The sequence below is a fragment of the Krasilnikovia cinnamomea genome (assembly GCF_004217545.1).
Lineage (GTDB): Bacteria > Actinomycetota > Actinomycetes > Mycobacteriales > Micromonosporaceae > Actinoplanes > Actinoplanes cinnamomeus.
In genome coordinates, this window is record NZ_SHKY01000001.1 from 104,949 (window position 1) to 116,800 (window position 11,852).

The 11,852-nt window shown below is 75.2% G+C and carries 8 protein-coding genes; 5 read left to right on the top strand and 3 right to left on the bottom strand.

What is annotated here, in order from left to right:
- Nucleotides 1-32: 32 nt before the first annotated feature.
- Both EV385_RS00420 and pgm read right to left on the bottom strand, forming a co-directional pair.
- Entirely contained in the window at nt 33-2,405 is a 2,373-nt protein-coding gene (locus EV385_RS00420) for a putative bifunctional diguanylate cyclase/phosphodiesterase (RefSeq protein WP_130507631.1), read from the bottom strand.
- Nucleotides 2,406-2,506: 101 nt separating this feature from the next.
- A complete protein-coding gene (gene pgm, locus EV385_RS00425) occupies nt 2,507-4,150 on the bottom strand; it encodes a phosphoglucomutase (alpha-D-glucose-1,6-bisphosphate-dependent) (protein WP_130507632.1) in 1,644 nt (547 codons plus the stop codon).
- A gap of 109 nt (nt 4,151-4,259) precedes the next feature.
- Here pgm and EV385_RS00430 point away from each other — a divergent pair, with 109 nt between their 5' ends.
- The 4 genes from EV385_RS00430 to EV385_RS00445 all read left to right on the top strand — a co-directional run bounded on the left by EV385_RS00430 (nt 4,260) and on the right by EV385_RS00445 (nt 9,532).
- The gene (locus EV385_RS00430) at nt 4,260-5,960 is read left to right on the top strand and encodes a copper resistance CopC/CopD family protein (RefSeq protein ID WP_242624616.1); all 1,701 of its coding nucleotides are present in this window, start codon (nt 4,260-4,262) and stop codon (nt 5,958-5,960) included.
- Between the two features lie 38 nt (nt 5,961-5,998).
- The gene (gene yaaA / locus EV385_RS00435) at nt 5,999-6,805 is read left to right on the top strand and encodes a peroxide stress protein YaaA (protein WP_130507633.1); all 807 of its coding nucleotides are present in this window, start codon (nt 5,999-6,001) and stop codon (nt 6,803-6,805) included.
- Nucleotides 6,806-7,057: 252 nt separating this feature from the next.
- The gene (locus EV385_RS00440; RefSeq protein WP_242624617.1) at nt 7,058-8,050 is read left to right on the top strand and encodes a hypothetical protein; all 993 of its coding nucleotides are present in this window, start codon (nt 7,058-7,060) and stop codon (nt 8,048-8,050) included.
- A 42-nt stretch (nt 8,051-8,092) separates the two neighbouring features.
- Nucleotides 8,093-9,532 (top strand): SDR family oxidoreductase, encoded by a 1,440-nt coding sequence (locus EV385_RS00445; protein WP_130507634.1) that lies wholly within the window; start codon nt 8,093-8,095, stop codon nt 9,530-9,532.
- On the opposite strand, the gene EV385_RS00450 is transcribed toward EV385_RS00445, so the two are convergent.
- Nucleotides 9,511-10,545 carry an NAD(P)H-dependent flavin oxidoreductase gene (locus EV385_RS00450; protein WP_130507635.1) on the bottom strand — a complete coding sequence of 345 codons (1,035 nt, stop codon included), beginning with the start codon at nt 10,543-10,545 and terminating at the stop codon, nt 9,511-9,513. The genes EV385_RS00445 and EV385_RS00450 overlap by 22 nt on opposite strands.
- 135 nt (nt 10,546-10,680) lie before the next feature.
- Here EV385_RS00450 and EV385_RS00455 point away from each other — a divergent pair, with 135 nt between their 5' ends.
- A complete protein-coding gene (locus tag EV385_RS00455; protein ID WP_130507636.1) occupies nt 10,681-11,850 on the top strand; it encodes a peptidoglycan recognition protein family protein in 1,170 nt (389 codons plus the stop codon).
- Nucleotides 11,851-11,852: the final 2 nt, after the last annotated feature.

Sequence of the window (11,852 nt, forward strand, 5' to 3'; positions counted from 1 at the left end):
CCACGCCGGGCGGGCCGGACGGCCGGCGTTGCTCAGGCCACCCGCACGACCCCAGCGGTGCCGTCCAGCGTGCCGTCGGCGGGCACCGAACGCGCCATGATCGCGCCGACCTCGTCGGCGGGCAGCGGCCGGCCCAGGTGGAAGCCCTGCCCGAGCCGGTAGCCCATCTCCCGCAGCCGGTTCATCTGGTCGGCGCTCTCGATGCCCTCGGCGACCGCGGACAGCTGCAGGTACTCGGCGAGCTGCGCGACCGCCGCGGCGACCGCCAGCCGGCCCCGGTCCGCCCCCTCACAGATGCCGTCGACAAACGATTTGTCCAGCTTCAGCACGTCCACCGGCACGGCCCGCAGCAGGCTCAACGACGACTGCCCGGTGCCGAAGTCGTCCAGCGCGAGGCGGACCCCCAGCTCGTGCAGGGCCTCCAGGGTCTCCCGTACGTGCGGGCCGTCGAGCACCGACGACTCGGTGACCTCCAGCACCAGGTTGCCCGGCTGCAGTCCGGTGTCGCGCAGCACCGCGGTGACCTCGTCGACGAAGCTGGCCTCGCGCAGCTGGCGGGCGGCCACGTTGACGTTGATCCGCGCGATGGCGGCGCCGCCGTACTCGGCCTGCCAGCGCGACAGCTGGCGGCAGGCCGTACGCAGCACCCACGAGCCCATCGGCACGATCAGCCCGGACCGCTCGGCCACCCCGATGAAGTCGCCCGGCGGGACGTTGCCGCGCTGCGGGTGCTCCCAGCGCACCAGCGCCTCCACCCCGGCCAGTTGCCCGGTCACGATGTCGTACACGGGTTGGTACAGCAGGTACAGCTCGCGCCGGACGAGCGCGTTGTGCAGCTCGGAGCCGAGCCGGGCGTGGTTGACCACCTCGGCGCGCATCCGCGGCTCGAACCGGGCCCAGGACGCCTTGCCGGCGTCCTTCGCCGCGTACATGGCGATGTCGGCGTTGCGCAGCACCTCGTCGGCGCGCTCGCCCGGCTCGGCCGGGGCGACACCCACGCTGGCGTGGGCCAGCAGGTGATGCTCGCCGACCCGGAACGGCACCGCCAGCGCCGCGACGATCCGCGCGGCGGCCTGCTCGGCCGCGTCGGGGGTGTCGACGTCGAGCAGCAACGCGAACTCGTCGCCGCCCAGCCGGGCGGGCACGAAACCCGGGGCGCTGTCGCACAGCAGCCGCTGCGCCACCTCGTAGAGCAGCTGGTCGCCGACGGCGTGGCCCAGCGTCTCGTTGACCATCTTGAAGTCGTCCAGGTCGATCAGCAGCACGCTGGCGGGCAGGTGGGCGTCCAGCCGCTCGGCCAGCACCGCGCTGAACCGGGCCCGGTTCGCCAGCCCGGTCAGCGGGTCGTGCATCGCCAGGTGCTCCAGCTCGGCCTGCTTCGCCCGGACCCCGGACAGCAACCGCGCCCGCTCCCGCAGGCCGAGCAGCTGCCGGGCGGCGACGCACGCGACGATCAGCACCGCGCCGGTGACCAGCGCCCGCTGGTGCCAGTTCAGCTGCCGGGCCGAGACCGTGATGACCAGGATGGCGGTGCCCGCGACGGCCACCAGCGGCATCACCCGCAGGACCGAGCTGAGCACGCAGCGCGCGCGGCCCGGGGGCGGTGCGGGGCGGTCCAGCCCCCGCAACTGCAGGTACGCCGCGACGCTCAGCATGGTGCCGACGGTCGGCATCCCGAGCGCCAGGAGCATCAGGCGGCTCGCGTCGTCGCCCACGACCTGCACCGCGGCGGCGATGACCGCGATCAGCGGCGCGACCGCGATCGTACGCAGCGACGGGATCGGCACGAGGCTGTCGTGGCTCGACGCGGCCTTGCCGATGACCACGAGTGCCAGCAGGCCACCGACTCCGACCAGCGCGGCCCCGACCTGGGTGCTGCGCGCGATGCCCGCGGGCGCGAGGTCCAGCACCCCGAACCAGAAGATCAGGGCCCCGGCCATGGCGACGGTGGCGCCGTCCAGCGCCAGCTGGGTCCGGCGCAGGGCGGAGGTGGCCACGCGCGGCAGCTGCAGGAAGCCCATCACCGCCAGCGCGACCGCCACCAGCAGCGGCGCGGCGACCAACGGCGGCATGCCCCGCTGGTGGGTGTCCGGCATCTCCCAGATCGCCGTCGCACTGGCCAGGAACAGCGCCATCGCGGTGTGCGACAGGCGTTTCCAGAAGGACCGCACGGGGCGGGGCAGGACGATCATCGAGCCGATGCGGTGGCAGGCGAACGCCGCCACGGCCGTCGCTGCCAGACCCGCGGCGTAGCCGGGCGGCACGGGACCGTGCGGGTCGCGCAGCGCCAGCCAGGCGAGGGCACCGGCGACCGTGGCGGCCGCGCCGGCCACCGGCGCCAGGCCGCGGCGGGCCGCGGGCGCGGCATGACCGCCCCTGACCCGCCGTCTCTGCGCAGCACTCATCTCGCCCCGGCCCCCTGTCGGCATCGTTAGATGACCTGTCGGCCCGGCTGGGACGAAGCTGAGAACCGGCCCGTGCAGTGGGAGACCGGCGCTGGGGCGGGTCAGCCCTGCAGGGCGGCGGCGACGACCGCGCGAGCCTCCTGCTGGATCGTGGCCAGGTGGTCCGGGCCGCGGAACGACTCGGCGTAGATCTTGTACACGTCCTCGGTGCCGGACGGCCGGGCGGCGAACCAGCCCGACCCGGTGGCCACCTTGAGCCCGCCGATCGCCGCGCCGTTGCCCGGCGCGGTGGTCAGGACCGCGGTGATCGGCTCCCCGGCCAGCTCGGTCGCGGTGACCTGCTGGGGCGACAGCTTCGCCAGGACCGCCTTCTCCGCGCGGGTCGCGGGCGCGTCGATGCGGGCGTACGCGGGCTCACCGAAGCGGGCCGTCAGGTCCCGGTAGTGCTCGCTCGGGGTACGCCCGGTGGTCGCGACGATCTCGGCGGCCAGCAGGTCGAGCAGGATGCCGTCCTTGTCGGTGCTCCACGGGCTGCCGTCGCGGCGCAGGAACGACGCCCCGGCGCTCTCCTCGCCGCCGAAGCCGACCGAACCGTCGAGCAGACCCGGCACGAACCACTTGAAGCCCACCGGTACCTCGACGAGCGGGCGGCCGAGATCCGCGGCCACCCGGTCGATCATCGACGACGAGACCAGGGTCTTGCCCACGGCCGCGGCGGCGGGCCAGTCGGAGCGCGCCCGGAACAGGTACGAGATCGCCACCGCCAGGTAGTGGTTCGGGTTCATCAGGCCCCCGTCCGGGGTGACGATGCCGTGCCGGTCCGCGTCCGCGTCGTTGCCCGTGGCGAGCTGGAACCGGTCCTTCTGGGCGATCAGCGACGCCATCGCGTACGGCGACGAGCAGTCCATCCGGATCTTGCCGTCCCAGTCCAGGGTCATGAACTTGAACGTCGGGTCCACCTGCGGGTTGACCACGGTCAGGTCCAGCCCGTACCGCTGGGCGATCTCGCCCCAGTAGGCGACGCTGGCGCCGCCCAGCGGGTCCGCGCCGATGCGCACCCCGGCCGTACGGATCGCATCCATGTCGATGACCGAGCGCAGGTCGTCGACGTAGGCCGACAGGAAGTCGTAGCCCGACACCGTGGGCGCGGTGCGGGCCCGCGCCGCCGGGATCCGGCGTACCTCCTTGAGCCCGTCCGCGATCAGCGCGTTCGCCCGGTCCTGGATCCAGGTGGTCGCGTCCGTGTCGGCGGGGCCGCCGTGCGGCGGGTTGTACTTGAAACCGCCGTCGTCCGGCGGGTTGTGCGACGGCGTGACCACCACCCCGTCGGCCAGTCCCGTGGTGCGGCCCCGGTTGTGGGTGAGGATGGCGTGCGACAGCGCCGGGGTGGGGGTGTAGCCGTCGCGGCTGTCCACCAGGACCGTCACGTCGTTGGCCGCGAACACCTCCAGGGCGCTGACCATGGCCGGCTCGCTGAGCGCGTGGGTGTCCCGGCCGAGGAACAGCGGGCCGTCGGTGCCCTGGGCCCGGCGGTACTCGACGATGGCCTGGCTGGTCGCCACGATGTGGTCGGAGTTGAAGGCCACCTTCAGGCTGGACCCCCGGTGCCCCGAGGTGCCGAACGCGACCCGCTGCTCCGCGACCGCCGGATCCGGGTGCTCGGTGTAGTAGTTGAGCACCACCCGGGGCACGTCGATGGCGTCGGGTGCCTCGGCGGGGCGGCCGGCGCGGGGGTGCACGGACATCGATGACCTCCTGTGTCATGGACCTGCCCGGATCGTATCGTCGCCGATCAGGGCGCCGCGGCTTCGCCGCGCGTTGAACCTTTGCGCCCCGCGCTGCGAACTACTGGTCGTGACTGGTGACGACGCGGCCGGGGGGCCGCCGACCACCCGAGCCTCGCGTGCCCGGGTGCTGCCCGCCTGGATCGTGGCGGTGCTGGCCGGCGCCGCCGTGCTGCTGCTGCCCACCGCCCCGGCGTACGCGCACGCCGCGATGGTCGCCGCGGCACCGGCGGCGGGCAGCGTCGTCGGTGCCTCGCCCACCGAGGTGACGGTCGTGTTCAGCGAACCGGTCACGCCCGTGACCGGGCGGGTGCAGGTGCTCGCGCCGGACGGCACCCGGATCAGTGGTGCCGCCCGCGCGGAGGGCACCGTGCTGCGCATCCCGGTGCGTCGCGCGGACCGCCCGCTCGGGACGTACCTGGTCAGCTACCGGGTGATCTCGGCGGACAGCCATCCGGTCGGCGGCGCGCTGACCTTCTCGGTGGGCGCGCCGTCGGCGCGCCCGGCCGAGCCGCCCGCCGCCGGGGTGCATCCGTCGGTCTCGGTCGCGGTCCCGGCCGCCCGGTTCCTCGGGTACGCGGGACTGACCCTGGCCGTCGGCCCCGCGCTGCTGCTGGCCCTGCTGTGGCCCCGCCGGTTGTCGCGGCGCGGCCCGATCCTGCTGGTCCGCACCGGCCTGGGCCTGCTGGTGGCGGGCACCCTGGCCGGGCTGTGGACGCAGGCCCCCAACTCCAGCGGCGACGCGCTGTGGCAGGTGTCGCCGGGCGAGCTCGGTCAGGTCCTGGCCAGCCCGTACGGGCTGGCGCTGGCCGCCCGGCTGGCGCTGCTGGCCGTGGTCGCGGCACTGCTGCCCCCGGTGCTGCGCGGCACCGCCGGCCGGGGCCGGGCGCTCACCGTGACCGGGCTCGCCCTGGCCGCGCTGGTCACCTGGCCGCTGACCGGGCACGCCATGGCGGCCCCCCTGGCCGGCGTGGTCGCCGCCGCCGGCGTGGTGCACCTGGCCGCTATGGCGGTGTGGCTGGGGGGCCTCGCGACCCTCGCCGTGTTCCTGCTGCGGCGCGCCCATCCCCGGGTGCTGGGGGTGCTCCTGCCGGTCTGGTCCCGGTGGGCCGCCCTCGCCGTGGTGTGGCTGGTCGGCGGCGGCGTGGTGCAGTCCGTCGTGCAGGTCGGCTCGCTGCCCGCGCTGTGGGGCACGGAGCACGGGCGGCTGCTGCTGGCCAAGGTCGCGGTGCTCGCGCTCACCCTCGGCGCCGCCGCGTACGCGCGGCGGCTGGTCCGCCGCGACCCCGCCGCCGGGCTGTCCCGGCTGCGCCGCACGGTGGCCGTGGAGGCCGCCGCCACCTGCGTGGTGCTCGGGCTCAGCGCGGTGCTGGTGCAGGTCACCCCGGGACGCAGCGTCGCGGCCGAACGGGCCGCCGCGTCGGACTCCGGAGTCTCCCAGACGCTGAGCAGCCCGCTGTTCACCCTGCAGTTCAACGTGTATCCCGTCGAGGTCGGCGAGAACAACACGGTGCACGCGTTCGTGTACACCCCGGCGGGGGCGCCGCTGCCCGCCGAGGAGTGGACGATCACGACCCGGCTGAACGGGACGGACATCGAGCCGGTACGTACGCCGATGCTGCCGCTGCTGCCACGCCACCACGCGGTCGGCGCGCTCACCTTCCCGCTGGCCGGCACCTACGAGGTCCGGTTCACCGTGCGGGTGTCCGACATCGACCAGGCCACCGTCACCACCACGATCACCGTGCCGGGGGCGGGGCCGCCCGCCTGACCGGCCCGGGATCTCCGCCCGACGGTAGCCTCTGCCGGGTGCTGATCCTGCTGCCGCCGTCGGAGGGCAAGACCGCCCCGGCCGCCGGCGACCCGGTCAACCTGTCCACCCTGTGGCTGCCCGAGCTCGCCCCGGCCCGCCGGCGGGTGCTCAACCGGCTGGTCGCCCTGTGCCGGCGCCGCAGCGCGCGCGGCGTCGCCGACTCCCTGACCACGCTGGGGCTCAGCGCCGGACAGCGGGCCGAGGTGAGCCGCAACGCGGGCCTGGCGCAGGCGGCCGCCGCTCCCGCCGCCGAGGTCTACACCGGGGTGCTGTACGAGGCGCTGGACCTGACCGGGCTGGACCCGGCCGCGCGGGCGTGGGCGGACTCCCGGGCGGTGGTCTTCTCCGGGCTGTGGGGGGTGGTGCGGCCGGGCGACCGGATCCCCGCGTACCGGTGCTCGGTGGGGGTCAGCCTGCCGACGATCGGGGGCCTGGGTGCGTACTGGCGCAAGGCCCTGGGCCCGGCGCTGGACCGGGCGGCGGGCGAGGGCCCCGTGCTGGACCTGCGCTCCGGCGCGTACGGCGCCATGTGGGCACCCACCGGGCCGGTCGCCGGGCGGACCGCCACGGTGCGGGTGCTGCACGAACGTACGGTCGACGGCGTCACCCGGCGCAGCGTGGTGAGCCATTTCAACAAGGCCACCAAGGGCCGGCTGGTGCGCACCCTGGCCGCCGCCGGTGCGGCGCCACGCACCGTGGACAAGCTGGTCGCCGCGCTGCGCGACCTCGGGCACACCGTCGAGGAGGCACCCGCGGCCACCGGCCGGCCCCGCCAGCTCGACCTGGTCGTCGCCGAGGTGTGACGCGGCTTTCCGGGCATCGGGCGGCAGCCGGGACAGGGCGGACACCGCCGGTCCACCGTACCCAAAGATCGACCGTTGGCTCGGTAACCGATTCCGCTCTGGTTCGTGACCCATCGAAATGAGATCGTGTAGCCCCCGGACCACGGGTGGCGGCGCACACACCGCCGACCAGCCAGCACAGCAGCACACGGGCTGCCCGCGCGGCCGCACGACGGCCACGACGGCCAGCCACGGACGACCGAGGAGGGTCGGTTGCCCGACGACGACCGCGGGCCGGTACGCCGGCCGCACCCAGAAGGGCGCGGGCAGGCAGGAGGGCAGCGGCCGTACGGTGCCGCGGGCACCGGCCGCCAGACAAGTTACGGCTACCGCAGCGCGGGACGCCGCGGCCCGGCCGTACCGTCGATCCTGCTCAGCGACGGCCGTTCGCAGCGCCGCCTCAGCGAATTCCTGATGCCCGCCGCGGTGATCCTCGCGGGGGTGCTGCTGGTGGTGGCGTTTGCCTTCATCATCAGCGGGTCCCGGCGCGAGGACAAGGCCGCGATCACCGGGCCGCAGCCGCCCGCGCTGGGCGGGGTGCAGCTCGAACCCACCCCGGAGCAGACCATCCCGCTGCCCAGCGGGTCGCCCAGCCCGTCGAGCTCGCCGACCCCGTCGCCGAGCAGGAGCCCGGCGCGTACGTCGCCGCCGCCCGACCGCGGCTCGGTGTCCATCAACCGCTCCGGGGTTCCGGACGAGGTCGACCTGTCCGACGAGGGATCGCGGGACTGGGTGCACTGGGGCGAGGCCGGCACGTTCTCCCTGGAGCGCGACCGCGACGGCGACTTCCAGATCCTGGAGGGCGCGCCGACCGCGCCCCGCTTCCGGCACGCGCTGAGCCCGCAGCGGTTCACCTGGACGGACGGCTCACCGGTCGACAATTCCGACGGTACGCCCACCGGCATCCGCACCTGTGACAAGGGCAACGGCTTCACCATCTCCGCTCCGGCCACCCGTACCAGCCGAACCTTGCGGTTGTACATTGGCGCGGTCGCCGCCCGCGGTCGCCTCACCGCGAAGCTGACCACGGGCGCGGCCAGTGGGACGGCCACGTTCGAGCAGCGCGACGGCGATCTCGCCACGGCGGTGTTCACGGTGACGTACCGGGCCCCGAAGGACGGCACACTGAAGCTGACCTGGATCACCGAGCAGTCGTTCAACGACGACTGCGGCGGGGTCGCCCTGGAGGCGGCCACGCTGCGCTGAGCCGGGTCGGCCCCGGCCCCGCGTGGCCACGGAGGGAAGCTGATGACGACCGCCGCTGATCCCGGCCTGGCCGGGGTGGACCCGGACCGCCTGGCGCTGTGCCTGGAGGTCCTGGCCGAGGTGCAGGAGCTGCCGGTGGAGCACCCGGACGCGGTCGCGGTCCGGCGGGCCACGGCCGGGATGTTCAAGGTCGTCAAGCAGCGCCGCCGCGAGGAGCGCCGGGACGCGATCCGCCGCGCCGACGGGGCGGTCGACGCGGCCACCGCGACCGCCGCGCCGGGCCGCATCGACGACGAGACGGCGGGGCTGCCGCTGAGCACGATCACCGCCGGGCGCAGCGCCGGGACGCTGCACCGCGCCCGCGCCTGCTACGTGTGCAAGCAGCGGTACCGCGAGGTGGACGCGTTCTACCACCAGTTGTGCCCGGAGTGCGCGGCGCGCCACCACGAGCGCCGCGACGCCCGTACCGATCTGACCGGGCGGCGGGCCCTGCTCACCGGCGGCCGGGCCAAGATCGGCATGTACATCGCCCTGCGGCTGCTGCGCGACGGCGCCCACACCACCATCACCACCCGCTTCCCGAACGACGCCGTGCGCCGCTTCGCGGCGATGCCGGACAGCGCGGACTGGCTGCACCGGCTGCGGGTGGTCGGCATCGACCTGCGGGACCCGGCCCAGGTGGTGGCGCTGGCCGACTCGGTCGCGGCCCGCGGGCCGCTGGACATCCTGATCAACAACGCGGCCCAGACGGTACGGCGCTCCGCCGGCGCCTACTCCGCGCTGGTGGCCGCCGAGTCCGCGGCGCTGCCCGACGGGCCCCTGCCGGAGCTGGAGTTCCTCGGCGGCCGTTCCGCGGCCGCCGCGCTGACCGGCCCGTCCTCGCCCGGCGACCCGTCGGCCGGTACGACCGTGCCGATCACCCCGGAGGCGGTGACCGCGCTGGCGCTGGTCGCCGGGTCGACCGCGATCGACGCGGGCGGCCTCGTGCCCGACCTGGCCGCCACCAACAGCTGGAGCGACCGGGTGCACGAGGTCGACGCGCGGGAACTGCTCGAAGTGCAACTGTGCAACGTGACCGCGCCGTTCGTGCTGGTCAGCCGCCTGCGCGCGGCCATGACCGCGTCGAGCTTCCCCCGCCGCTACGTGGTGAACGTCTCCGCGATGGAAGGCGTGTTCAACCGCGGCTACAAGGGTGCGGGGCACCCGCACACCAACATGGCCAAGGCGGCGCTGAACATGCTGACCCGCACCAGCGCGGCGGACCTGTTCACCGACGGCATCCTCATGACCAGTGTGGACACCGGCTGGATCACCGACGAACGTCCGCACCCGACCAAGTCCCGCCTGGCCGACGAGGGTTTCCACGCCCCGCTGGACCTGGTCGACGGTGCGGCCCGGGTCTACGACCCGATCGTGCGCGGCGAGCGCGGCGAGGACCTGTACGGCTGCTTCCTCAAGGACTACGCCCCCGCGCCCTGGTAGAGCCGCCGGAACGTCTCGGCCAGCGGCTCCTCGCGGGCGTGCCGGTAGCCGGTGCCCGCCCACAGGTGCAGGCGTTCCGGATCCCCGGCGGCCGCCGCCGCGCGGCGCACCGGCGCGGTCAGGTGGTGGATCGCCGGGTAGCCGAGCGGGGCGCGGGCCGTGTTGCGGTCGATGAAGTCGTTGCGCAGCCCGCGCGCCGGGCGCCCCGTGAACGCCCGGGTGAGCACGGTGTCCCGCCGCCCCTCGGCCAGCGCCGCCCGGTACGTCGCCGAGGTGCCGCTCTCCCGCGTACGCAGCAGCACGGTCCCGACGACCACCGCGGCGGCACCGGCGCGCCCGGCGGCGGCCACGTCCGCGGCCGTGCCGATGCCGCCGGCCGCCAACGTCGGCAACCCCGTGCGGGCGCGGACCGCCGCCAGCAGGTCGGTGAGCCGCAGCTCCGGCAGCGGCCGGTGCGGGCTGAGCGTGCCCGAGTGGCCGCCCGCCGCCGCGGCCTGCACGATCAGCGCGTCGACCCCGGCGTCCGCCGCGGCCAGCGCCTCGGTCGGATCCGTCACGGTCTGCCAGGTGAGCGTCCCGGCCCGGCGCAACGCGGTGACCGTGCGCCGCTCCGGGATGCCGAAGGTGAAGCTCACCACGGGTACGGGGTCGGCCAGCAGCAGGTCCAGCTTGGCCCGCCAGTGGTCGTCGTCCTCGACCGGCGTGTTGCCGCGCAGGGTGAGGCCCAGCGTCTCGGCGTCCGGCTCCAGGTCGTCGGCGTACCGGCGGAACGCGTCCGGGTCGACCGGCACCGGCGGCGGCGCGAACAGGTTGACCCCGAACGGCACGCCGGCCGCGCGGACCGCGGCGATCTGCTCGGCGAGCTCGTCGGGGGTGCGGTATCCGCCGGGGACGAAACCGGCACCGCCCGCGTGGGCGGCGGCGGCCACCAGCGCCGTGGTGGAGGCACCACCGGCCATGGGTGCGGCGATGAGGGGGACGGCGAGGTCAAGCCCGGGCAACGGCGTACGCATGCGACGGTTCTACCGCAGCGCCGCCACCCCACGGTGCCGTTGCGCCCGGTCCTGCCACCGGCACGCCGTCAGCGGCGCCCGCAAACCGCGGGTCCGGCCGGGCCGGGTTTGCGGCCTGCCGGTAGGTTGACGGACATGGTTTCCCGTCGATCCGTACTGCGCGGCGCGGGTGGTCTCGCCGCCGCGCTGCCGTTGTCCGCCGCACCGGCGGCCCGGGCCAGCGCCAGTCCGGCCACGCCCCCGCACGCCGATGACACCGCCACGCCTGCGACCACCGGGGGCGCGGGCACGGTGGCGGCGACGGTGCGGGCGGCGCGGGGCCCGCTCGGCGGCGGCCAGGTGATCACCCCGGAGTTGACGCCCACCCACCTCGTGGTCTCCGGGCCGGCGCAGGTCCGGCTGCGCACCGCCGACGGCTGGCAGCCGTGGCGCCCGGCGTCCGGCTGCCCGGGCGGCCCCGACCACCCGGGCGCCGAACCTCGCGCGCTGGTCCCGGCCGCGGGCGCCGTGGAGTATCAGGTACGCCGCAGCGACGGCGCCCCGGTCGAGGTCACCGAGCTGAACACCGTGGCCGGCCCGGTCCGGGCCACGGCGGCGCCGGTGGCTCCCCTCCTGCCGCTGCCCCGGGCCGCGGGCTGTGCGTGGCGCCCGCGCTACCTGAGCCGCGCCGCGTGGGGCGCCGACGAGTCGTACCGCTACAACCCCGACGGCACCCTGGACACCCCGCCCGCGTTCTACGGTGTGCAGACCCTGACGGTGCACCACAGCGGCGAGGACGATCCGGAGCCGGACCCGATCGCGCACATCCGCGGGATCTACTACAACCAGGCCGTGGCCATGGACTGGGGCGACATCGGCTACCAGCTGCTCATCGACGCCGACGGCCGGGTGTACGAAGGCACGTACTCCGATCCCGACCGGATTCCGGTCTTCGGGCCGCAGCGCGGCCCGGACGGTCACCCGCTGATGGTCAACGGCGCGCACGTGGGCGGGTTCAACGCGGGCAACATCGGGATCTGCCTGCTCGGCAACTACATGGTCACGCCGCCGTCCGCCGCGTCCCTGCGGTCGCTGACGGTGGTGCTGGCGCTGCTGGCCTCGGCGACCGGGCTGGACCCGCTCGGCACCACGCGGTACGTCAACCCGGTGTCCGGCGCCACGGCCACGATCGCGACGATCGCCGGCCACCAGGACTGGCACACCGCCAACCCGGCGGCCGGCGCGACCCTGTGCCCCGGCGACCAGTTGTACGCCCGGCTGCCGCAGCTGCGGCAACGCGTCGCCGCCGTGGTACGCGCCTTCTGAGG